This window comes from Halomonas flagellata (assembly GCF_022487945.1).
GTDB classification, from domain to species: Bacteria; Pseudomonadota; Gammaproteobacteria; order Pseudomonadales; family Halomonadaceae; genus Halomonas; species Halomonas flagellata.
The window spans coordinates 1-23,552 of sequence record NZ_JAKVPY010000028.1; the positions used below are offsets into that span (position 1 = coordinate 1).

The window sequence follows — 23,552 nt, forward strand, 5'->3', positions numbered from 1 at the left end:
GGTCGTTAGGGTTTCACCCATGGCGGTTGGTCCTCCTGAATCAGGTTCTGCCAGGAACTCTCTGATTTATCAGTAGGATACCAACCGCCATCTTCATTTCCAGGGCTGCCCGGTGAATATCAGGGGAGAAGGAGTGCCAGATCGTGGAGGGCCACCTGATGCGTGACCATGTCCATATGTGCATCAGCATTCCACCAAAGCATTCTGTGTCACACGTTGTTGGCTATATCAAAGGGAAAAGCGCAATTTCGATAGCCAGGAACTTTATGGGTAGGGCGAAAAACTTCACAGGCGAGAGCTTCTGGGCAAGAGGTTACTTTGTTTCGACAGTCGGGCTTGATGAAGATATGGTCCGTGCCTACATCCGTAACCAAGAAAAGTCCGATGAGGATTATGATCAGCTCAAGTTCGGCATGTGAAAATAGCCGCCTTCAGGCGGCTCAGGTTCTTGCCCCTTTGAGGGGCTAACAATATAAAGCCCCCGGCTTTGCCGGGGGATACTTACTTTGCTACTTCATGACATTAAAATCCGGCCTCCTGGACAGCTTTCTCTAGAATCTTTTTCTTTGTATCAGCCGAACCAGTAGGTATAACTACATAACGGTCTATTATCGACTTTATATCAACAAATCCATTAAAATCTGTAAATCTATGTGCACACTCAACGGCATTTTGGTCAACCCACCACTGGGCAGGCCCGGATACCAAAACTCCTGAAAGAAAATTAACCACTATCTCCAAGAAGTAGAAAGAATCTCTTTTGGGCATAAAAACAGAAAAACCAGCAGTAATATACTCCCACGGCATTACTAATTTTTTATTAAGCAACCTAAGACCAGCGGCACTGCCAGCCAGACCACTAATCAACCCTTCTAACCCATGCGACTTAAATGCACAATCAAAATCACTAACCACCACTGGAACATGATATTTATCTAACAGCTGATAAGCACTCAAGAACCTAAGAGCGGAGGATATTGGGCCAACATTTTCGCCCAGGCCCTCCATGCCAAGCTCCTTGATATAAAACCTATCATCATCCACTTCTGGGCACCACCCCAAAGAATCAGTCACTACAACCCGGCAATAAAAGTTATCTCCTGTGGACCTTAAGCTTGTATAAAAATAATCCCAATAAATATCGAAATATTTACTATCGCAAGAAACCGTAATGCAGTAACTAACATCTTTATCCTCTAAATCACAAACAGATTCATCTAAGCGGCTCAATATCCCGTTGAATACACGACGCGGTCTCTCATCACCTAAATACACAGTGGAGCAAGGTATTGAGACATAGGGATTGAAATCCTTCTCCTTAGCTTCAAGAAAGCCTTTTATCCCATCACGGTAAGATTGGAAGTCACTTTTCCTCCATGACAAAGTCGCAAGATATATCTCAACAATAAGCTTGTTATTATCATCAGAAAGAATATGCGAAAGCTCCCTTAGCTTTTCCATCGCATATGCTTCCTCCTTATTGGAAATCAAAGAACTACAATAATAAACAACAGCATCCGCCTGCTCTTTATTCTCTAGCGCCTCAAATGAATATTTAACAATGTCAGGATGATTTCTTTTATACCTCCTCTTATACAACGAACATATCTTATAGATATATGAATTGATTTTTGTTATTTTGAACTGGAAATAAAAATAAGCTACCACCAAGTCGAAGACGATAACTTCCTCATCGCTGGTGAAGCCGACATTCTTAAAATACGCCTCAAAACTATTTTTTAAACAATCACTCGACAAGATGTCATATAGTGGCTCTTCAATTCTTTTATGAGTCATGCCGCCCCCTTGCAAAACCAAACAAACCAACCTCTTTAGAAATTATCAAATCCATCCCCCTACCTTCTTTAACATATGAACTTGACGTTAATGAAAGATCACTGTACACACTCGGATTTTCCATTAATAGTTTAATAGAATCCCTCAACCCCAAGTAGCTCTCAGGCTCAGCTAAATCCAAACCAATACCATCCACAAACTCTGCCACAGCCCCAACATCGTTAGTAACTGGAACCAAACCTGAGCTCATCGCCTCATCCCTAGAAACCCCTTGAGTATCCATTCTTGATGGACACAGAAATACTCCATATTGCTTGTGTAAATCAGCAATTCCTTGCTGGCTCAAAAACTTCTTTTCAATGATGACATTATCGAAATCACGCAATGGATCGACAGTTTCATCAAATAACTTTCCATCACCAATGATTCTGAATTCGAGCTCATCAAAAAAGGGTTCTTTTGAAAGCTCAAGAATGCATTTTACCGCAAGATCATTAGCATATACACGTGATGAATAAGGCCGGATAGAGAGGATTTTCTTGCGCAGCTCTGGATCTTTTCCTTTATACTTAAAGAGGTCTGTGTTGATTGGATTATGAATAATATGGTACTGATTTTCAGGCAGCGTGAACCCAAGATCCTCCATTACCTCTTCAGAAAAATAGTTGGAAACAAACACCAAATGAAGATTCTTGTGCATAGGCGAGAGAATGCTCCGCCAAAATGCCATCCGCTCTTCGCTGCGCCCCTTGGCCACTCTCTCCTGCTCAGGGGTTTCGATATTGAATTTGCGGCGATACCACGGCTGAATATCAGCCCCATGCACCCATACAGTCATTTTAATATCATTAATAAACTCACCCAACACCCCCCACATGTCTGCATCAAGGAAGTGAACAAGTACATGTCGATACTTCCCAGTCTCCAGCATGCGGCGCAGTGCGAGAGGTGAGCCAGTAATCACGTCTACATCCTGAAACTCATGCCAACTGACTGCCTGATCCTTACGGAAACGAAAAATATCGACTTCAACACCGCGCTCTTTGTACGCCTTCACTCGACTATGCACGAACCCATTGCGATACAGGTCGTCATAACTTGGGTAGTGATTGGTTACCAGCAGTACATCGGAGCGGCCCATGACATTTTCTGGCGAGAGATCCTTCTCACCTACCAACAAGCGCTTCACTACACACTCGCCACCCTGATACACACGGAAGCCTAATCGAACAATGTCTGCTCCCTCTGGAACATCCAGCAGATTGTTCTTGTTGGCCTGAACAATGTAGTGATGGAGCCGCTTACCCTTGGCATCGAAGAAGATGATCACAAAGGTAAGATTTAGCCCTGGCGTCATCTCAAGGTGCAGCGGCAGCTTGCCATCCTTGATGTTGCCTTTCCCCAACTGCTCCAGTGTTAGATTATTGCCTTCCTTGACGTAGATATATTCATGCTTGCCGTCTCCCAGCATCGAGGTCACCTCCAGCCCCTCTTCGGTCAGCGCCATCTTGCTGCTGGCCGTTCCCGGGTTGGAAAAGATCTCTTTCAGTTCAGCGGGGGAAAAGCTTGGAATCTTCTCGGCACTATTGGTGGCTGGCCCGGTGTTTTCTGCCTGCTGTTCGAGCTCTGCCAGCGGAATGCCGGTATCAAACTTGGCATCGTCTACCCTGGCCTGCAGCGCCTCCTGTGCCTCCTGTGCCTCCTGTGCCTCCTGTGCCTCCTGTGCCTCCTGTGCCTCCTGTGCCTCCTGTGCCTCCTGTGCCTCCTGTGCCTCCTGTGCCTCCTGTGCCTCCTGTGCCTCCTGTGCCTCGCTACAGTTTCCGGCCTGCCCCCTCAGACAGTCACGGCAGTAGTTGAAGGCATCGATCGCCTGCTGGTTGGCTCCAGTATAGGTCGCCGATTCAATTCCCTTGACCCAGGCGCTGGCCTGGCCAAGCTGCATGCTGGATGCCAGCACAGCGGCCCGCAACGGCAGTTCGCTACCGGCTCGGTAGGCCTGATCCGCGTGCTGTTGCTGAATGCCCTGAGTGCCGGTCTGGTAATAGGCCGCCTTGCCAATCATCGGCGCCTCGGTAAAGCGTGTCGCCAGGGCCATATCCACTAGGTAGTTGGGCCCGTAGTAGTCATTCGGGCTGAATGCCGCCAGCCAGGTACCGGGCTTGGCGAGGCGCTTCAGCGCCCAGCCTTCCAAGCTTGCCAAGGGTAGGCACTCCATGCCGATGCCCTCCGGCAGCTGGCCGAGTTGCGCCTCGGCGTCGGCCGTAGTGATTCCCGCCCCCGTGACGACTACCAGCTTGGCCGGGAGGTGACGCTGACGTGACACGTTGTCCAGGATGTTGCTTAGCTCCTGAACGCTATTGACCAGGCTGACCACGGTATATTCGGGCAGCGGGTGCTCATGGCGCTTGCCGGTCACCTTGCTGAGGATGTAATCGAAACGGGCCTGATAGGTGTGCTCGCTGAGGATCTTGCGCAGTCCAGCCAGGCGGAACTTGTCAGCATGTTCGGCGCTGCTTTCCAGGTCCTGCAGCCGGCGAACGATCTCGCCGCCACTGTCCGAAGTCAACACCAGCTCACCGAACAGCAGGCGAACTCCCCGTGAGAAGTTGCTGACGGTAATGGTATTGCTGCCCAGCAGCTCGTACACCCGGCGTGCAAACATGGTCTGCGACTGCTTGATGGAGTTCAGGTTGATCGCGTAACGGTAGCCCTTGTAGGCCTTGTCGATCTCGCTGAACGGCAGGGTGCCTACGATATAGGGCTGGTAGTTCTCCGGGAACTGGTAGTTGGGGTCGTCCTTGCCGTAGTTGCGGTCGTAGATTTCCAGCGGCTTGAACTTGGGGAACTCCTCGACGAAGGTTTCGAGGTCCTTGGTGCGATCCGGGTAGCGCACGTAGTAGGCGCCGGCGAAGCAGAAGGCCTCCTTGCGCAAGTAGGTTTCCACTGGGTTGGTGAGGGCCGGCTGGCAGGCGAAGGGCAGGAAGTAGACGTTGTCGTGTCCCAGCGCCGCCTTGTAGCGGTGGATACAGTCCAGATCGGTAGTGAACACGAAGTCGAACAGCTTGGCCGTGTTCAGGAAGGTCTCGAAGTGAATCGGATCTTCCTTGTTCCAGAACACCGTGGGGATGCCGTGCTGATTGCACCAGGCCACAATGCCCTGCACTTCCTGGCTCTTGTGGCCTACCTTGCTGCCCCACAGTTCGTCCTTGCCGCGCCATGCGGATTCGATGAACAGCAGCTCCGGCTTGAACTCCTCCAGCTCCTGCTGCCAGTGTTCCGGCGTCAGCTGGAAGAAGTTGGCCTCTGGGCTGTAGGAGCTGTAGGTGAAGTTATCCATGATGCAGGCCACTCTGGGGCCCTTGGTTGCCAGGGGCTCGCCCTTCAGCCCCTTCACCATCGGCCGGACCCCCTGGTGCCATAGGTAGTGGCGCTTGATGGCTTCGCGACCCTTGCGCACCTTTACCTGGCGCGCCTCGGGGGAGGCGTTGCGAACTGCCTGGATGGTGTTTGCCAGGGCATCAGCATTCCCCTTGGCAAAAAGCCAGCCCAGTTCCCCATGCTCCAGCAGCTCGGCCTGCGGGGCGACATCGGAGGCGATGACCGGCTTGCCCCAGGCCAGGTACTCCAGCGGCTTGATGGCGCTGACCAGCTCACATACCGGTAGCGGTCTGCGAGGAATCACCGTGGCATCGATCAGCCCGAAATAGTCGCCCAGCGCCTCATGCGGAACCCGGCCGGTAAAGGTAACGCGCTCGGCCACGCCGAGGCGTTTGGCGAGTGAGGCGAGCTGCTCGATGATAGGCTCACTCCTGCTCTGGCCAGGCTGGCTAACAGGGCTGTAGCCGCCGACAATCAGCGCATGGACGGACTGGCACTGACGCTTTGCCAGCGCCTCCAGCATCAACTCCAGGCCCTCGTACTCGGCCAAGGCACCGATATAGCCCACCACGAAAGCATCTTCAGGAATCCCCAGTGACGCTTTCAGCTGCTGATTTGCTGCCGACTGGGGTGTCGGTAGCTCAGTCACGCTGTTGGGCACCAGCATGATTCGCTGTGCCGCGACACCTCGCCTCACCAGCTCTTCGCACATGAATCGGTTGAGGGTATAGAGCCTGTCGGCGTGGTTGCATACCCAGCTTTCATGGTTGTGGTGGCGCATGAAGTCAGGCGTGTCGTGCCAGTCCGGATCTCGCGAGGTACGCGATATTTCCCAGAACCCCCGCACTTCATAGTGGAACGGAAGCCCCAGCCTGCGCGCTGCGATCAGCGCCGGTAGCGCAATCTCATGGTTGGAGGCGGCCAGCACCACCTGGGGGCGGTAGACACGAAACAGCTCGATAAAGCGCTCCGCCATGGCAACGATGCGTTCGCGCACCCCCTGGGGGGCGTTGCCGCGCGGCCATGGGCTGTGAATATAGCGCACGCCCTTCACCACGCTCTCCGGCCCTACGCTGCCGGGGGCCACGCCCAGCTCCCAGGGGCGGCCGGGGCGCACGAAGCACAGGGTTTCCAGGCCGTGCTGGTTGAGCGCCTGGGCGATGCCCTGGGTACGCACGGCGTAGCCGTTGCTGGCGTAGCTCTGGCCGTGGCTGACCACATACGCAACACGCCCCTGAATCGGGGCGATCAGGGGCGTGGAGGGTTGGTTGGCTAACTGAGTAGCGAGATGGAGAAGGTCGTCCATGGGGTTCCGATGTGCTGTGCTGGTGGAGGCTGGGGGGAAGCCGCTGATCGCCGATAAATCGGGCTCCCACCATAGTCGGGATCATGCAGGAAAGCGCCAGGCGATCTACCCGAGAAGGCCGACGGCGTCGATAACGGTTTCCTTGGCGCGAACGGCGTCGGCTTCCTTGATAAAGGGCTTATGCTTGACAAGTACGCAGATCACGTCGGCCTGGGCGAGGGCTTCGTCGAGGGTGGCGAGTTCGACGTTGGGTCCGCGGAGCGCTTCCGGCAGGGCTTCGACGTTGGGCTCTACCACCTGCAGGCGGCAGCCGAGTTCGGCGACCTGCTGGGCGATGCCGAGGGCGGGGCTTTCACGCAGGTCGTCGATGTCCGGCTTGAAGGCGATGCCCAGGCAGGCCACGGTGAGGTCGCTACGACGGGCCTGGGGGTGGGCCTGGTGATAGTAGGCCAGGGAGTCGTTGACCCGCTGCAACACCCACTGGGGCTTGGCGTCGTTCACCTCACGGGCGGCGCGGATGATCTTGGCCTGTTGTGGGCAGGCATCGACGATGAACCAGGGGTCCACGGCGATGCAGTGGCCACCCACGCCGGCACCGGGGGTGAGGATATTGACCCGCGGGTGGCGGTTGGCCAGGGCGATCAACTCCCACACGTTGATATCCAGCTCGTGGCAGATGGTGGAGAGCTCGTTGGCGAAGGCGATGTTCACATCACGGAAGCTGTTCTCGGTGAGCTTGGCCATTTCGGCGGTGCGCGCGGTGGTGGCCACGCACTCCCCTTCCACCACGATCTCATAGAGCTTGCAGGCCACCTCGGCGCAGCGCGGGGTCATGCCGCCGATCACCCGGTCGTTCTCCACCAGCTCGCGGATAACGTGGCCAGGCAGTACTCGCTCGGGGCAGTGGGCGATGCGGATATCCGAGGCCTCGCCGTGGGTCTGCGGAAAGGTGAGGTCCGGGCGCGCCTCGGCCAGCCAGGCGGCCATCTGCTCGGTGGCGCCCACCGGGCTGGTGGATTCCAGCACCACCAGGTTGCCGGGCTGAAGCACCGGGGCGATGGAGCGCGCCGCGGCCTGGATGTAGCTGAGGTCGGCCTTGTGGTTCTGGCTGTTCTCGTCGGTATGGAAGGGGGTCGGCACGGCCACCATGAAGGCATCGGCGGGCTCGGGCGTGGTGGTGGCCCGCAGGTAGCCCTCCTTCACCGCGGCGTGGACGACCATATCGAGCTCGGGCTCGACAATATGGATCTCGCCGCGGTTGATGGTGTCGACGGCCTTCGGGTTGATGTCCACGCCGATGACCTTCTTGCGGCGGGAGGCGAAAACGGCGGCGGTGGGCAGGCCGATGTAGCCTAGGCCGATCATGGAGATGGTGTTGAATTGCATGGATTCTTCCGTGAGGTGTAAGGGGTGCGGCTGCGCCGGTGAGGCGCGAGGCGTGAGGTGTTAGCGCGCTTCGCGCTTGTGATGAGTAGGCCCGGCTTCGCCAGGTGAGGAGTTAACCCTCACCCCTCACTCCTCACACCTTCCCCTCACTCAAGACATCGCGGATGCGCTGACAGGCCTTGCCGTCGCCGTAGGGGTTGTGGGCGTAGCTCATGACGTCGTAGGCGGCCTGGTCGGTGAGCAGGCGGGTGAGCTCGCCGGTGATGGTGCTCACGTCGGTGCCGACCAGCTTGACAGTGCCAGCGGCCACGGCTTCGGGGCGTTCGGTGGTGTCGCGCATTACCAGCACCGGCTTGCCGAGCGACGGGGCCTCTTCCTGGATGCCGCCGGAGTCGGTGAGGATGATGTGGGCGCGTTTCATCAGGTAGACAAAGGGCAGGTAGTCCTGGGGTGCAATCAGGTGCACGTTGTCGATGCCGGCGAGCAGGCGGTTGACCGGTCCGCGCACGTTGGGGTTGAGGTGCACCGGGTATAGGATCTGGGTCTCGGGGTGGGCCTGGGCGGTGTCCGCCAGGGCCTGGCAGATGCGCTCGAAGCCGCCGCCGAAGCTTTCGCGGCGGTGGCCGGTCACCAGCACCAAGTGCTTGTCGTCCTCCAGCATGGGAAAGCGGGCGGCCTGCTCGGCGGCGAGCTCATGATTGCTCTCGAGCTTGCTGGCCACCTCGAGCAGGGCATCGATCACGGTGTTGCCGGTAACGTGAACCGTGGCGGGGTCGACCCCCTCTTCCAGCAGGTTGCCGCGGGAGGTAGCGGTGGGGGCGAAGTGCACGGCGGCGAGCGCCCCGGTGAGCTTGCGGTTGCCCTCCTCCGGCCACGGCGAGTAGAGGTTGCCGGTGCGCAGGCCGGCCTCCACGTGGCCCACCGGGATCTGCTGGTAGTAGCAGACCAGGGTGGTGGCGAAGGTGGTGGCGGTGTCGCCATGAACCAGCACGATATCGGGCTGGAACTCGCCCAGCACGCCCTTCATGCCCTGCAGGATGCCGGTGGTGACATCGTTGAGGTCCTGGCCCGGCTTCATCAGGTTGAGGTCGTACTCGGGGACGAGTTCAAACAGGCCGAGCACCTGGTCGAGCATCTCGCGGTGCTGGGCGGTAACACAGACGCGGGCGTCGAAGCGCTCGTCGGCGGCGAGCTGCAGGGCGAGCGGCGCCATCTTGATGGCTTCGGGGCGGGTACCGAAAACGGTGAGGACTTTCATGATCTTCCCTGGGGTGGTCAAGCGTTGCGATGAGGGTTCGGGTCACAGGCCCTGCAGGCGGAATTCCAGTTCTCGGCTGCGGTTGTAATAGTGTTCAAGCAGCTGCTGAGTGTGAGCGAGTTGACGCTCGGTGCGCTGGGCTGGGTCGGCGGGCACGGCATCGGCCGGGGGTTCAGGGGGCGTATCCGCGGGCAATGATGCCAGCGGTGCCGCGACTGCCGCGCCGGGCTCGCTTACCGGCTGGGCCTGTCGGCCTTCCTCCTCCCCCTGCTCGATGAAGTGCAGTAGCGGATTGACACGCGCCTTGCGGATATCCGGATACTTGTCCAGATAAGCCGGCACGGAAAACTGCGGCCCCGGGTTGCGCCCCAGCCACCAGCCATATTTCAGGAAATGCTGTTCAGGCGTGAGATCCAGCGCCTGAACGTCGGGGTAGCGTTCCTGGTACCACTGTGGGTCAAACAGCGGCGAGAATTGCAGAAGCTCTACGTCAGTCATGGGCCTGTGTATGAAGTGAGGGGTGAACGGTAGGAGTCATGGAAGTGCGCTCTCAATCCCGATGGTCGCGGATGATGAGCACCAGCATACTGAGGATGAATGCCAGAAAGATGACCACGATGGCGAATACCGTGGCGTTGTAGAGCCGATCCGGCTTGGTGGCGTATTCCGGGAACAGCGGGCTCTGCAGTACGCTGACCTGCTTGAGCTTGCGGGCGGCTTCCAGGCGGGTGTTCTCCAGGGCGGCCAGGGCGCTGGAGTAGGTTTCCTGGGCGAACTGGGCCTTGAGCTCGAGGGTTTCGTACTGGGATGAGATGCGGTTGAGTGACTCTCCCGTGGCCTGGGCCAGGCGATCGCGCTGCATCTCGATCTGCTCGCGCAGGGCTTCGATCTCGGACTGCACCCGGCGCATATCGGCGGATTGCGCACTCTGGTAGCTGGAGAGCGCCTTGCGCTGGGCCTGAATACGGGCCAGTTCGCCTTCCAGGGTGGCCACCACCTGGTTAATGCTCTCCACGGTGCTGGTGGGCGAGACCAGCCCCTCCTTGTTCTGGAAAGCCAGCAGTGCGGCACGGGCTTCGTCCAGGCGGCCTTCCAGGCGGCGCAGCTGCTGCTCCAGAAAGGCCACCTGCTCTTCGGCGAGACGCTTCCCCATATCATTCATGTGGGCCTCACCCGCTTCCAGCAGCAACTGCACCATGCGGTGGGCGAATTCAGGGGTATAGGCCTGCACGGCGATCTTGAGCACCCCGGCGTACTCATCCATTTCCACCGTGACGCGGCGCAGGTAGTACTGGTGCAAGTCCTCGATGGGGCCCTCGGTGTCGCGCAGACGGGCGAAGATGTCGCCGTGCTCACTGTAGTGGCCACGGAAGTCGAGTTCCTCCTGAACGCGCTTGAGCATGTCCACCGAGAGCAGGTGCTCGCGCAGCAGCAGCAGGTCCTTGTCGCCGGTCGCGCCGGTCAGGATCGAGGAGAAGCTCACCTCCGGCTGGGCGATCTGCGGACTCTCCAGCACCACGGTGGCGCGGGAGAGATAACGATCCTCGGCCCAGAGGAACCAGTAGAGGCTGACTAGCACAATAGCCAGAAGGGCCAGAGCCCAGTGTGGCTGGGACTTGATGAATCCTTTCATGGGAAAAGGGCTCGGATTGGTGAATAGGCGGGTGAATGGAAAAGCGAGGGCTACGAGCTGAGCTCAATCATCATCCGGCGTGGGTTGCAGCAGCTGAACTTGGCGACGGGCGGTATACAGATGTTCGCGCGCAACGCGCACGGCCTCTTCCCGGCTACTGATCTCCTGAGCGGGCGCATCAGTGCCCCGGGATTGCTCCAGTTCCGCCTTGGCGGTGTCGAACTTCGCCTTGCACTGGCGTAGCTGCGCCAGTCCCTCGGGGAGAGTCGGCTCGCTGCTCGGCTTGTCAGCGGCTTTCGCCGCGTTGGGCGCAGGGCTGGGCTTGGCTGGCCCCCCGGTTTCCTCGTGATAGGCGGCGATGGCATCGTTGATATCGTCGTACCAGGTGGCTTGGCCATTCTTGAGATACACCCCCGCCTGGCAGAGGTCCTTGAGGATGCCTTCGCTGTGGCTGACCATGATCAGGCTGGCCTGCCCTACCCTCTCTTTGAAGGCCTTGGTCGCTTTCTGCTTGAACCCGCGATCCCCCGTCGAGGTAGCCTCGTCGGAGAGATAGACGTCGAAGTCGAACGCCAGCGAAAGGCCGAAGTTGAGACGTGAACGCATACCGCTGGAGTAGGTGCGAACGGGACGATCGAAGGCCTTGCCGATCTCGGCAAACTCCTGCACGCGCCGAATGATCCCCTCTTCGTTCTGTCGCCCACCGTGAACCCGTGCCACGAACTTGACGTTCTGGCGGCCGGTCATGGAGCCCTGCAAGCCCCCCGAGAGGCCAATCGGCCAGGACACCCGGCACCGGCGCTGAATTTCTCCCCGGTTCGGGGCATCCATCCCGGCGATCAGGCGCAGCAGGGTCGACTTGCCGGCACCGTTGCGCCCCAGCAGGCCCACGCTGACCCCTCTGGGAATGGTCAGGTTGATGTCCTTGAGCACCCAGGCACTGGCACGATGATTGAGGTAGCGCTTGTAGAGACCCCGTATCTCGATCATTTCGCCTTCAGCCTTTCCTTGAAGCGCACATGCATCAGCAGCCCTATCGCGAGCGAGGCTAAGGTGAACATCCAGAAGTAGGTGGCGCTGGTGCCATTCACCACCTGATAGCCCTCGAAGAAGCTCGCCCGCAGCAGCTCCAGCCCGTGGACGATAGGGTTGACCATCAGGTACTCGAGCAGCCAGTGCGGCAGGTTGTTGAGCGGGAAGACCACCCCAGAAATAATCAGCAAAGGCATAGTAATCATGCGCAATACCGTGCCGACCTCCGGCACCAGGGTGCCGGCCACCGAGGTAATCAGCCCCACCCCCAGGCCCAGCCCCCACAGGCTAAGCCACCAGAACATGGCGCGAATACCGTTGTCGGGCACCATATCGGTGCCCAGCATCAGCGCGCCGACGATAAACAGCAGGAAGATGAAGGTACGCAGCAGGCCTTCCAGCACGTTGCGCACCAGCACGGGGTCGACCGGCTGCACCTGGCGGTAGGCAAACAGGGCACTGTTGGCATTCACCGCCCCCAGGGCGCGCATCATGCCCTCGCGGATCAGGAAGAAGCCCATCAGGCCGGTGATCATCCAGGGAATGAATTCGGCGTTGACAACGAGCCGATCTCCACTGAGAAATGAGCGGATACCCACCATCAACAGGGTGAACGCCATGGGCTCGGCGATCATCCAGAACCAGCCCATGCGGTCGGCCATGGTGCGCGAGATGGCCTCACGCATGAACATGGCGTACCACACGCTGCGGGTGACCTGCCAGGGAGTGCGGGAAGCGGAGGTACCGGGGTTTGTTGGCTGAGTCATTACGGCACGCGGTGAGGGGTGAAGAGTGAGTAGTGAATGGTGAGTGGTGAGTGGTGAGTGGTGAGTGGTGAGTGGTGAGTGGTGAGTGGTGAGTGGTGAGTGGTGAGTGGTTAGCGGGTCTGGAGGTGTCGGATGAGGCCACCTAATTGAGCAGATACTCGGTGGATAAGGTCTGTTAGTGGTGCGCTTTCGATGAGGTAGCCGAGACGTTGGGCGATAAGAAGCTGGGTTTCCAATTCGCTCAAGGAGCCGCGGGCGATCATCAAGAAGCGGATGAAGTAATTGGTGCTGCCCCCCTGCCAGCACCTTCTGCAATGTTACTTGGCACCCAGACAGCAGCTCTACGCATCTAGCTAGTCAGACCATAGCGCTCGTCGTCAGGGAAAGCTCTGGTTTCGCGATATACCTGCTCGACCAGATCCATCGCCTGTTTCCAGGCTCTGAGTTCCTGATGCTTCCGCATCACCGCTTCCCCTCTTATCACTCACTATTTACTACTCACCAACGCGCGGCGCGCTGGCCAGCCAAGCGCTCACCCCTTACAAGTCAACGGCGACCTTGGTGGCCACGGCGATCTGGTAGAGGATCTGCGTGAGGCTGGTGGCCAGTTGCAGGTTCTTGGTGGGCACTTCGGGCATCACCAGGATCTCGTCGCCGGGACGCAGGGCCACGTCGTCGGCATTGCGCACGGCGCCGTTCTGGCGCACCACCAGAATATGGTCGTCATCGCCGCGCTGGGTGACGCCGCCGGCGCCTTCGATGTAATCCATGGCGGACATGCCGGGGCGGTAGACCACGGCCTGGGGCACCACCACCTCGCCGCTGATCAAGATGGAGTCGCTGACCTCGGGGATGGTGATGACGTCGCCGTCCTGCAGGCGGATGTCGCTCACCGGGCCGTCATGGGCCACCACCAGGCGGCCGCTGGGCTCCAGGTCGCGGGCGCGCTCCACGAACTGCTGGATCATCTCGGCTTCGCGGACGCGGATCTGGGCTTCCTCGTTGGTGGCCGAGGAGGCGCCGAGGTAGGTGGTCTCCAGGCGGCGTAGGCTCTCCTGCAGCGACTGGCGTTGCTGCTTGGCCACGCTTTCGCGCTTGAGCGAGATGCTTTCCACGGCCGTCATCTCCTTCGGCACAGCGATGGCATCGAGCAGCTCGCCCAGGCGCGCGTCGCGCGGCAGGGCATAGCGGGAGGGGCCGTAGTAGCTGCCTTCCAGCTCGACGACGATGGTCTCGTCGCGCTGGTCGACGCTGAACAGCACCTCGTCACCGCTGCGCACCGTCTGGCCGCTGAAGGCGTTGAGCGGGAAGTAACGCGCGATGGGGCCCTCGTCGCGGGAGCCGCGCAGCAGCACGTGGGAAACACCGCTTTGCAGGCGCGCCAGGCGGATCACTTCGCCACCGGTAAGCTTGTCGCCCCGCAGTTCATAGCGGTATTCACGCTGCACGTCGCCCACCACGGCGATCGCCGGGCCGCGTTCTTCCACCACGATGGTGTCGCCGTCGCGGAACTGCGGCCGGGGCAGCTGGCCGTCGAGCAGAAAATCGTAGAGGTCCAGAGTGTCGAGGGTGCGGCCGTCACGCACCACCCGGATCCGGCGGTAGCTGCCCAGCGCCTGGTCGATGCCGCCGGCCTGGTCGAGGAAGTAGAGCGCCGAGTCGCTGGGGGTACCGGCATAGCGGCCGGGGTTCTCCACGTAGCCGGTTACGAACACGCCCACCGGCTGCACGCCCTGCAGGTTGGTGTAGACCTCTACATCCTCGGGGTAGACCTGCTTGATGGCCTGACGCACCTTGGCATCAAGCTGCTGGCTGGTGCTGCCCTGCACACGCAGTGGGCCGATGGCGGGAATGAAGATGTTGCCCTGGGCGTCCACCGGCATCACGCGGTCGATCTCCGCGGCGCCCCAGGCGCGCAGGGTGACCTCGTCGCCGGGCTTGATGGTGTAGCCGGGATTGAGGCCATCGGCACGGGTGCCGCGGAAGCCGCCCTCGAAGAGGTTGGCGCCGAACGGCGGCAGGGCCTCGGTGGCAGAATCCAGCTGCTGTTGGGGCACCGGGCCATAGTTGGCACTGCGCCAGTCCGCGCGGGGCCCCTCCTGCACCTGGTCCGGGGTGCCCTGGCTCTGCTGCTCGTCGGGCAGGATATTGCCGGGCAAGCTGATCGACTGGGCGCTGGCCAGCGTGGGTAGGCCCAGCAGGATCAGCGCCATGGTCAGGCGGGAGAGGGTTCGAGGCATGGCGATCATCATCGAGCGCCTCCTTGGGTCAGTGCCTGGGTCACCTGCCGACGCACGACCCAGGCGCCGGTGGCGGTCTCGCAGGCGATGGCGCCCTGCTCGGCCTGGCGGCCCGCGTGGCGAACGGTGAGCTCACGGCAGGGGCGTCCACTGGCCGCGAAATAGCTCGTATCGGCCACCACTTCGACATCCCGCCCCCAGGGGCTTTCGGCCAGCTGAATGGCCGCCCCGCCGCTGGACTGCGCAAGAAAGTCGCTGAGGTTGGCACCCAGCCGTTTGCCACGCTCACCGCCGGCCACGACCGAGCCGGCATCCTTGGACTGCGGGGCGGGCTGCAGGGCGCAACCGCCCAGCACGGCAACTAGAGCGAGCGTTACCGCCAGGCGCGCGCCATCCCGCACTTTCTTATGAGCGTCTTGGGTCCTCATGGATAGCCTCTCAGGTGTTGGAGCTGATGCGGCACCGGCCCGCCAGAAAAAAGGATGAGACAGCCGCAAGGCACAGGAAACGGCCAGACACGCTACCGCCCAGGGATTGTCGCCGGGCTTTTCCCTTGCCCTTAAAAAACAATAGCTTGCCCCGCCACACCCTGTAGCGAGGAATTTCATCCGACGGAAACGGGGGACCATTCTATGCGCTGAGCCTGCTAGCGACCACCCGCGATTCCGGGGTCAGCCCCCTCAGCAGATTTTGGAGTCAGACACCAACGTAAATCTCGGAAAGTAACTTAGGGCGATGTCGTACACATGTACGCCTTCTCTTACATGAACCATGCAGTATTAGCGCAGCCATACTTTAGGGATGGCAGAAGTAAACAGCGTTTCTCATACCGTGCTTGCTGATGGATTGCCCACATCCTCGGCCTGATATACCGGGCCGGGCTCCCAGGAGGACTCTCATGCGCAAGCTGACACTCCTTACCGCCGTTGCCGTCGCCGGCGTGACCTTCACCGGCCAGGCGATGGCTTACCAGGCGGGCGATCTCTATGTTCGCGGCAGCTTCGAAAAAGCTGATGTCACCACCGACAACATCTCCGACGAGAGCGGCTTCTCCTTGGCAGGCGGCTACCTGTTCCACGACAAGGTGGGGATGGAGTAGGGCCTCGGTGAGCCCGTGGATCACGGCTTCGGCCTGGCCGGCAACGACCTGGGCAGCGTCGACCGCATGCCCGTCAACCTGCTGGTGAACTACTACCCGCTGGGCGGCATCGAGGAAGCTCGCGTGCATCCGTTCGTTGGCCTGGGCGTGAACTACTCCAGCATCGACGAGGTTGACCCGTACAACATCGATATCGATGACGACTACGGCGTCGTGGGCCAGGCAGGCGTTGACCTGACCCTGACCGATAACCTCAGCGCCACCGGCTACGCCCGCTGGGCCGACGTGGACGCCGAGGTGGAGAACAACGGTGAGAGCATCGGCACCACCAAGCTCGACCCCGTTATCATCGGTGCCGGCCTGACCTACTGGTTCTATTAACGGGGACATCCCCTCCCCGTCGACTAGCTTCTGCCTCATTGATTGCCGGGCCCTTCAGGGGCCCGGCATTTTAGGGTTGAGCCTAACGCCTTGCTGACAGCGAGTGACGACACGCTGAGACTCCGAGCAGCGGACAGGCAGAGAGAGGCTCCCCTAACGGGGCGACCATGGGGAACTGACTAGGCGGGAGTGGGCGGCCATCACGACACACGACATCACCAGCACATAGCGCGCGGGATCGCCACTCAGCGATGCCTTTTCCTCATTGACCACATACAACCTCTCCTCCCTTGGCGCTTTTGCGTTTCACCCGATTCATGCACCCCCGGGCCTGTTGAGGTTCGTCCGTTCTTCATTTTCGATTAGCGCTTTGCTCGTGACTGATGAGCCTGGGCTTCCTCGCCAAGTGCGATGAAGCAAAAAAATGAGAGACCAGCTACGCCGGTGCTGCCCCACAGGGGCAGCACCGGCGTTATGTCGTAACATGAACTCACAGGTAGCCCAGCTCAGCGAATGATTTACATCCTTCGCTCCCGACCACGATGTGATCGATGACGCGGATGTCGAACAGGCCGAGCGCTTCTTTCAGGCGCTGGGTAATGCGTCGGTCGGCATCGCTGGGCTCGGGGTCACCGCTTGGGTGGTTGTGCACCAGTATGACAGCAGCGCTGTTACAGGCTAACGCCTGCTTCACGACCTCGCGGGGGTAGACGCTGGCCGAGTCGATGGTGCCGCGGAACAGTTCCTCGAAGCGGATTACCCGGTGCTGGCTGTCGAGGAACACGGCACTGAATACCTCGTGCTCGACCTCCTGCAGCAGCACCTGCAAGTACTCGAAGACGAGTGCCGGCTGGGTGAGCTTGCGGCCTCGGGCCAGTCGGCGCCTGGCAAGCCGCTGGGCGATCTGCAGCAGCTCTGCTTCTGTCACCTCATCAATGACGTGATAGGTGCCGGCGACCTCGCCGGCCACCAGCTTGCGATGGGTCATGGTTGTTCTCCTCAGGCCGCCATCACCAGCGCCATGCGGCGCTCCAGTTCCGCGTAGAAGGCCTCGACCCGCTCGGCGATGGTGCGGATCATCGCCTCGTCCCGGTAGGCCCGCTTCACGAACAGCGGCATCCCCGGCCAGTAGCTGACGAAGTCGATCCACTCCCGTTCGCTGACCCACAGGCCGCCCTGGCACTGGGCGATATGCTCCTGGGGTAGCGCTCCCTCGAGCAGCAGCTCGATCTGGTACTTGGGCAGCTTGGTCTTGATCTCCACCAGGCCGTTGCTGTCCACCAGACAGTCGGGCGAGTAGCCCACCCCATGGTTGAGGATGATGCCGACCTGTTCCAGGCGGGGCAGCCCGGTGGCCTCCTGGTAGAGCTCACGGGCCACGGGCTCCAGTTCGTGGCCGCGCTGGGTGTGGACATTGCCCGGGAAGGCATCGGAGGGCTCGCCGGTGATGCGCTCGCCGATCAGCTGATGCATATAGCTCAACGCACCGGCACCGAAGCCGGCCGGCCCCTTGCCCTTGACCAGCAGGGTCTTCAGCTCGGACATGGTGATGATGCCGAGGCGGGCGGCATGCCACTCGGGCGTGCCCTGTTCCAGTGTCAGGATCTGCATGACGATCTCCTTTTCGATGACGCGGCATAGGCGGCGAGGGGCTGCCCCCTCGCTGGCCGGTCAGTGACGTTGGCGGTTGGGCTGGGCCCGCTTCTGCAGGGAGGCGCGCAGCTTGTCGAAGTCGTTGCGCGGTACCCGCTCGGCCTCGCCGTACTTGCCGACGAACCATTCCTGGGTGGCGGGAGGACAGATGGCGATCAGCTGCCGGAGCTGGCCCGCCTGGAAGGGCGTGACCAGCTTCACCGGGGCGGCGGCATGGCCGTTGTCGTCCTGGCCGCGGGTGGTGATGTTGAGCAGGGCGCACAGCACGTAGCGCTTGCCGTAGCTGGTCGAGGAGCCGAAGGCCTGCACGGCGTTCTTGCTGCCGCTGGTATCGGCTGGCAGCAGCATGCTGGTTTCCTCGCGGTGACCGTCCTGGTGCATCAGCACCCCGGTGACCTGAATGCCGCGCTCCTGGGTCTGGATCCGGAAACTCACCGCGAAGCCGTGCTTCTGCATGATCGGGCGCACGGTGTCGACGATGTCCTCCAGGGTGGCGTAGGCGCCGTTGTTGCCCTGGCCGCGCTCGGCGATGCTCGGCAGCTCCGTCTGCATGGCCGCCATGGCGGCGCTGTAGGCCATCAGTGCCTGCCGATCGAGCACGCGCTCCTGCATCTGCAGCAGGCGCTCCATCTTGTCGATGTCGACCTCGGGGTTGAGGGCGGCCCGCTCGATCACCTGGATGATCGCGGTGCTCTCCTGAAGGGGCTGGGTGACGGGTGCCTTGGTGTTGGCATCGGGGTGGATGGGAGTGGCCATGGGGATCTCCTTACTGGTAGCGGTTGATGACGTCCTGGAGCTGGTCGGCGGGGACCGGCTCCAGCGACACGACGACGCGATAGACCTGGCCCTTGGCCAGCACGTGGGTCTGGGCTTGGTGCTCCTTGGCCTCGAGCAGTTGACGCGTCAGCTGGGTCAGGGCGCGGCAGATCTCGAATGTCATGGGCGGTTGCATCGGAACCTCCAGAAATAGAAACGCCCGGCCGCGGTGGGCCGGGCGCTATGCCGTGGTGTGGGAACGTGGATTAAGACGGTGAGAAAGGGAGCGAGTCGTGACGAAAGGCTCCCTGAGGATCAGCCGACCAACGCCATGGCAGACGTCAGCGCCTTGTCCTTGAGGCTCGCCCCCTGGCCGAACCAGGCGGAATCCATGCGGTAGTCGTTGCTGCGTGCGCGCTTGTCGTGGTCGACGTACTCGGTGATGGCGTTGAGCAGGCCCCAGGCAGTGCCCTGCGCGGTGCACAGCCGGGCGCCACGTCCTTCGCCATGGAACAGCTTCTGCACGCGGTTGAGCGCCCGCACGTTGGGCAGCCTGGAGGGATCGTCCAGCGGCTCTTCGGCGTTGCAGATCACCGACTGGAAGTAGGTCTTTATCTCTTCCTGGCTCACCTTGCGCTCGGCCAGGGTCTTCATGCGGTACATGAAGTCGTCCCACTGCGCGACCGAGATGCCCAGCTGCTGCTTGACGAGCTGCGGGTTGAACTCGGTGCTGTGCGGCACCTTCACCCCCTGGGTCATGCCGTCCACGGCGATGGTCAGGGTGTTGTTGCACACCACCCGTACCGAGGTCGGGGTCGCCACGGTCGCCAGCGACCCATCACAGGACGTGGCCAGCAGCAGGTAGGCGTTGACCTGATCCTGACCCTTCAGGGCGGTGCCAAGGCCGCTCCGTGCCAGTGCCCAGAACTTGCGCCCGCCCTTGAGCACCCCGGCGGTCTCCAACTCATAGCCGGCGTACTCGGTCAGATCCCGGTAGAACTCCAGCACCTCCTCCGGCTGCACCACCTTGTAGCGCTGGGAGACCACCGACAGCGGGGCCCGGGTATCCGAGCGGTAGAGCACCTTCTGTTCCGGGAAGGAGTGGATGCTGCCCAGGTGACCGGCCCCATCGGCGATAAAGCGCACCGGTGACTCCTCGATGTGCCAGTCCATGCCGGCCTGCTGCCGCCACACCTCCAGCGGTTGATGACGCGACAGCTGCTGCCCCAGGCCATGCCAGGGGATATCGCCGACGTAAGCCATGTGTTCGATCTGATGTGCCATGAGAAACCTCCAAGACGAAAAAAAGCCGGCAGGTCGCCGGCAGTGAGGGAGAAAGTGCGGTGATGGGATCAGTCCAGCACCCGGAAGGCATGGCCGCAGCCCAGGCAGAGCCAGGGTGCGCCTTCTCCGGGCGGAAACAGGTGCTGGACCATCTGATGGCCGGCGGCTGCCCCGGCGATACCGCTCGATGCGGCGGCCATCACGGCGACAGCGAGTCGGCTGAGGGGAAAGTGAGCAGAGGAAGCCGGTATCCGGCCGGGAGCGTAGAGCGCTGCATAGGCGCCCTTGAGGGAGCCAACCAACGCACCGGTAGCCGTCCCAAATTTGCGGGCGGTCTCGAGGTTGATCACGCGCTGCGAGACACAGCGCGAGCAGGGTGGGGGCATGTCATGTCTCCTGTGCCGGTGAAACAAGCCCGTCGTAGGCTCAGCTCACAGGAGTGATATAGATCTGAAAAAAAGTACAAACGTGGCATATGTTGTGAGCGTATGCCGAGCCTTCTAGGTTCGTCGTTTTCTCATTGATAAAAATGGAATTATTTTCTAGCGACCAGGACAAATGGGAAATGGGGCTCTGAACGAAACAATGCCTCATGGTGAGCGGAATGCTTCTGAGATTTTCCATCGGTCAGTCCGCAGAGTGACTGACGGTACTTAGTAGTATGCATACGCAGAACACCACAGGAGTAACACTATGGAGGAGGCCTACAGAGCCGACGTCCGCTCCCTGTAGAACCACAGGAGATACCCCGTAGGGGAAAGCAACAGTCACCCCTAGGAGGTCGCTAGGATAAGCGACCCTCTCAGAGACATATCCCGACTGTGACACCAGTAACGGACCATTCCAGAGAACCAGGAGAGCAGACCCCGTCAGTGACGCTGACTTCACTATCACAGCTTTAAAATAGCTGAGTGACTGACATGTGGCGTGGGGCCGAAGGCCATGACCACGCGCGTGTCATACCCCGCCAGAGTTTATCCCCTTCCTGCACTGGACGATGACGGCGCGTTGTAACGCGCCATCGCCTTGGTGTGGGCTAATCCTTCACCCCTTCCACGATGACACCACCTCGTTGGGCACGGCCTCAGTGCCGTGGGCATCCGCTTGGCTGTGTACCAGGAGATAGATGACCATGGATTTTATGCCAACCGTCGGACAGCGCTTCCGTAAACGCCACCCGGACAATCCCCACCTACGCCTGTGGTTCGATCTGTACTACCACGGGATGCAGGTCCAGACCTCACGGGGACCCTTGATCGATAATTACCTGTATACCCTTCTCCGGGTGATGAACCAGGCACGCCATGCCAATAGCCGAACCTATGCGATCCGCATAGATCTGCGCTTCCCCGAGGCCATGCCGGTCAGTTCCCTGTTGGCCAGTAATGCCGCGATCAGCCAATTCTTTAAGAACCTGTGTTGGGAACTCGATCTGATCAATCTCAAGTACCCACATGACATGCGCTACGTGTGGGCTCGGGAGCAGGACATCAGCGACAAGCCCCATTACCACGTTTTGCTGCTGTTCAACGGCAATGCCCTGCAAAGCCTCGGGCCATTAAGCGCCTACGCCGAGAAGAGCGCTACAGACGCGTATGCAGGGGACATTCTCTACCACCGTATTGTGCGCGCGTGGGAAGGGGTCATTGGCTGGCCCGCGGAGCAGATGGGGGGACTGGTCAACGTCTCCAAGAATAAGCTCACCAAAGAACTCATCACCTTTCACTTCCATCATGACGACCAGGCCACGTTCGAGGAGCTCTTCTACGCGGCGAGCTATCTGTGCAAGGCGCACACCAAACCCATCGCTCAAGGGATGCATTGCTGCGATGGGAGTCGGAGGTGACAGATCGAGTCCGCCAAATTCAATAGCATGCTAATAAAAAAGCTCTCTTCATTTTTAACTTTTCTTAATACATCAGCACTGAATTCGTGCTATTTTTGCAACTAATAGCGAAAATAGCATGGTTTTGGACAAACAATGACACAATTTTATCAAGATGAAGGACCCTCCAACTCGCCGTTTGCTCAGGAAAATGGCTTCGAAGGGGATTGGCCTGCTTATGATGAGCACTCTCGCTTCGAGTCGATGACTCAGGAAGTCGCACAGCATGTCGAGGTGGCACCAGAGATGGCTCGAACTGCAGCGCTTTCCGCCATGGCGATGGCCTGCCAAGGCGTCGTGGATGCTGCCTATCCAAACAATCATGTAGTCCCCACGTCACTCTATGTGCTCACGATTGCAGAAACTGGAGAACGGAAGACAGCCCTAGAAAACTGGATGTTTAAGCCTATCAGGGACTATCAAAAAGCCAAGAAAATGGAGAGCCAAAATGAGCTAGAAGAATACAATAGGCAGCTGAAAAATTGGCAGAGCGACGATAGGGCTCTAACCAAACTGCGTACCAAGGCCTTCGTGGATGGAGAATCCACCGAAGAAATTGAGCTGCGCCAGGCAGGGTTGCATAAAAACAAGCCAAAGCCACCCAAAAACCATCAGATGCTTTATGAAAACATCACCCCCATCGCACTAGCCTACGGCCTCTATGAAAACATTCCTATGGCATGTCTATTATCGAGTGAAGCTGGCAATATAATGGAAGGAAAAGCAATGGAAGACCTTCCCATGCTCAACTCGTTGTGGAGCGGGTCACCCCTTGATGTCACTCGCCGCACATCGCCCAGCTTTACACTGGATGATCCTCGGTTAACCGTAGCCCTGATGGCGCAACCCAAGGTGATCAACCGGTTCTTGGAGAAGCGCGGGGAAGAGGCGATGGATAACGGCTTTTTGTCACGCTTTTTGGTGATCAAGCCCCGGTCCATGGTTGGTATCCGAGAAGGAAAAGGTCGCGCCGTCAATCCCGGCGTTATGGAGCGCTTTCACAGCCGTGCAACGGAGCTTCTTGAAGAATCCTTCGAAATCCTCGAGAAGAGCGACCGTCAACGAAAGGTGCTAGAGTTTACACCATCAGCCAAAGAACTCTGGAATGAGATCCATTCCGGCATCGAGAAGGCAATGGCTGAGCATGGCCATTACGAACATGCTCGTGGTCATGGCAACAAGCTCATGGACAACATTACACGTGTAGCTGCCATCATACATACCTTTGAAGGCTATGAGGGTGAAATTGACACTCCTCTGTTAGAATATTCATGGCATCTTTGCAAGCGGCACTCTTATCATTTCATGCAACATATTGCGGGTGATCCAGAGATCGTGATCAACACGAACCAGCTGGTTCGAGAAATCCGTCGCCTAGGGGATGAGAGTATAGATGAAACATATCATATTAAAAAATCCCACCTCCGCAGGAATGTTCGCAGCAAAGAACTTCGAGAGAGCGAGCACTTAGATGCGGCAATCAATCTACTAAAACAACTAGGCCATATAGAAGAAAAAAGAAAAGGAAACCTGAGCTTCTCAGAGACCATAATCGGTATAACAGACCCAAAGTTCAAAAATGGAATAGACTACTATGTAAAGGAAGTTGCTAGATTTGATAGCCAGGAAAAATTCATCGAAGGAAGAGGAGCGTATATGGGCTTTATACTCAATAATGACCATGACAAAAAATAGTC

21 protein-coding genes and 1 pseudogene are annotated in these 23,552 nt (G+C 59.2%); 5 read left to right on the forward strand and 17 right to left on the reverse strand.

Annotated elements, in window-relative coordinates; all coding sequences use genetic code 11:
• Positions 1 to 128: 128 nt before the first annotated feature.
• A pseudogene (gene tnpA / locus MKP05_RS18220) lies at positions 129 to 419 on the forward strand (IS200/IS605 family transposase); the annotation flags it as partial.
• 103 nt (positions 420 to 522) lie between these two features.
• Here the strand turns inward: tnpA and MKP05_RS18225 are convergent.
• From MKP05_RS18225 to MKP05_RS18275, 11 genes are all read right to left on the reverse strand, one after another.
• Entirely contained in the window at positions 523 to 1,797 is a 1,275-nt protein-coding gene (locus tag MKP05_RS18225) for a hypothetical protein (RefSeq protein ID WP_240569572.1), read from the reverse strand.
• On the reverse strand, positions 1,787 to 6,481 hold the full coding sequence (locus MKP05_RS18230; RefSeq protein WP_240569573.1) for a glycosyltransferase: 4,695 nt from the start codon (positions 6,479 to 6,481) through the stop codon (positions 1,787 to 1,789). Before MKP05_RS18230 ends, MKP05_RS18225 begins: the two co-directional genes overlap by 11 nt.
• A 105-nt stretch (positions 6,482 to 6,586) precedes the next feature.
• Positions 6,587 to 7,867, reverse strand: coding sequence for a UDP-N-acetyl-D-mannosamine dehydrogenase (wecC, locus tag MKP05_RS18235; RefSeq protein WP_240569574.1), 1,281 nt, complete (start codon positions 7,865 to 7,867; stop codon positions 6,587 to 6,589).
• A 133-nt stretch (positions 7,868 to 8,000) separates the two neighbouring features.
• Positions 8,001 to 9,125, reverse strand: coding sequence for a non-hydrolyzing UDP-N-acetylglucosamine 2-epimerase (gene wecB, locus MKP05_RS18240; protein ID WP_240569575.1), 1,125 nt, complete (start codon positions 9,123 to 9,125; stop codon positions 8,001 to 8,003).
• A 42-nt stretch (positions 9,126 to 9,167) separates the two neighbouring features.
• Entirely contained in the window at positions 9,168 to 9,623 is a 456-nt protein-coding gene (locus tag MKP05_RS18245; RefSeq protein WP_240569576.1) for a hypothetical protein, read from the reverse strand.
• Positions 9,624 to 9,675: 52 nt separating this feature from the next.
• Positions 9,676 to 10,758, reverse strand: a complete 1,083-nt coding sequence (locus MKP05_RS18250) for a KpsE/RkpR family capsule polysaccharide export protein (protein WP_240569577.1) — start codon at positions 10,756 to 10,758, stop codon at positions 9,676 to 9,678.
• Between the two features lie 63 nt (positions 10,759 to 10,821).
• Positions 10,822 to 11,748: an ABC transporter ATP-binding protein gene (locus tag MKP05_RS18255; protein ID WP_240569578.1), complete on the reverse strand. Its 927-nt coding sequence runs from the start codon at positions 11,746 to 11,748 to the stop codon at positions 10,822 to 10,824.
• Complete coding sequence (locus MKP05_RS18260; protein WP_240569579.1) at positions 11,745 to 12,557, reverse strand: ABC transporter permease; 813 nt, start codon at positions 12,555 to 12,557, stop codon at positions 11,745 to 11,747. The genes MKP05_RS18255 and MKP05_RS18260 overlap by 4 nt, the downstream gene beginning before the upstream one ends.
• Before the next feature lie 110 nt (positions 12,558 to 12,667).
• Positions 12,668 to 12,820, reverse strand: a complete 153-nt coding sequence (locus MKP05_RS18265) for a four helix bundle protein (RefSeq protein WP_240569622.1) — start codon at positions 12,818 to 12,820, stop codon at positions 12,668 to 12,670.
• A 276-nt stretch (positions 12,821 to 13,096) separates the two neighbouring features.
• Positions 13,097 to 14,809 (reverse strand): polysaccharide biosynthesis/export family protein, encoded by a 1,713-nt coding sequence (locus MKP05_RS18270; RefSeq protein WP_240569580.1) that lies wholly within the window; start codon positions 14,807 to 14,809, stop codon positions 13,097 to 13,099.
• Entirely contained in the window at positions 14,806 to 15,225 is a 420-nt protein-coding gene (locus MKP05_RS18275) for an RT0821/Lpp0805 family surface protein (protein ID WP_240569581.1), read from the reverse strand. The genes MKP05_RS18270 and MKP05_RS18275 overlap by 4 nt, the downstream gene beginning before the upstream one ends.
• Positions 15,226 to 15,695: 470 nt before the next feature.
• Between MKP05_RS18275 and MKP05_RS18280 the strand changes: the two genes are divergently transcribed.
• Positions 15,696 to 15,896 (forward strand): hypothetical protein, encoded by a 201-nt coding sequence (locus tag MKP05_RS18280; RefSeq protein WP_240569582.1) that lies wholly within the window; start codon positions 15,696 to 15,698, stop codon positions 15,894 to 15,896.
• Between the two features lie 15 nt (positions 15,897 to 15,911).
• Complete coding sequence (locus MKP05_RS18285; protein WP_240569583.1) at positions 15,912 to 16,277, forward strand: OmpW/AlkL family protein; 366 nt, start codon at positions 15,912 to 15,914, stop codon at positions 16,275 to 16,277.
• A gap of 490 nt (positions 16,278 to 16,767) precedes the next feature.
• Here MKP05_RS18285 and radC read toward each other — a convergent pair whose 3' ends face one another.
• The 6 genes from radC to MKP05_RS18315 all read right to left on the reverse strand — a co-directional run bounded on the left by radC (position 16,768) and on the right by MKP05_RS18315 (position 20,356).
• Positions 16,768 to 17,265, reverse strand: a complete 498-nt coding sequence (gene radC, locus MKP05_RS18290; RefSeq protein ID WP_240569584.1) for a RadC family protein — start codon at positions 17,263 to 17,265, stop codon at positions 16,768 to 16,770.
• Between the two features lie 11 nt (positions 17,266 to 17,276).
• On the reverse strand, positions 17,277 to 17,888 hold the full coding sequence (locus tag MKP05_RS18295) for a lambda exonuclease family protein (RefSeq protein ID WP_240569585.1): 612 nt from the start codon (positions 17,886 to 17,888) through the stop codon (positions 17,277 to 17,279).
• 60 nt (positions 17,889 to 17,948) lie between these two features.
• Positions 17,949 to 18,686 (reverse strand): ERF family protein, encoded by a 738-nt coding sequence (locus MKP05_RS18300; protein WP_240569586.1) that lies wholly within the window; start codon positions 18,684 to 18,686, stop codon positions 17,949 to 17,951.
• A 10-nt stretch (positions 18,687 to 18,696) separates the two neighbouring features.
• Positions 18,697 to 18,882, reverse strand: a complete 186-nt coding sequence (locus tag MKP05_RS18305; protein ID WP_240569587.1) for a hypothetical protein — start codon at positions 18,880 to 18,882, stop codon at positions 18,697 to 18,699.
• Positions 18,883 to 19,001: 119 nt separating this feature from the next.
• On the reverse strand, positions 19,002 to 19,970 hold the full coding sequence (locus MKP05_RS18310; protein WP_240569588.1) for a DUF932 domain-containing protein: 969 nt from the start codon (positions 19,968 to 19,970) through the stop codon (positions 19,002 to 19,004).
• A 68-nt stretch (positions 19,971 to 20,038) separates the two neighbouring features.
• Complete coding sequence (locus tag MKP05_RS18315; protein ID WP_240569589.1) at positions 20,039 to 20,356, reverse strand: hypothetical protein; 318 nt, start codon at positions 20,354 to 20,356, stop codon at positions 20,039 to 20,041.
• A 740-nt stretch (positions 20,357 to 21,096) separates the two neighbouring features.
• Between MKP05_RS18315 and MKP05_RS18320 the strand changes: the two genes are divergently transcribed.
• Positions 21,097 to 21,816 (forward strand): YagK/YfjJ domain-containing protein, encoded by a 720-nt coding sequence (locus tag MKP05_RS18320; RefSeq protein ID WP_240569590.1) that lies wholly within the window; start codon positions 21,097 to 21,099, stop codon positions 21,814 to 21,816.
• Between the two features lie 135 nt (positions 21,817 to 21,951).
• Positions 21,952 to 23,550 (forward strand): YfjI family protein, encoded by a 1,599-nt coding sequence (locus MKP05_RS18325; RefSeq protein ID WP_240569591.1) that lies wholly within the window; start codon positions 21,952 to 21,954, stop codon positions 23,548 to 23,550.
• Positions 23,551 to 23,552: the final 2 nt, after the last annotated feature.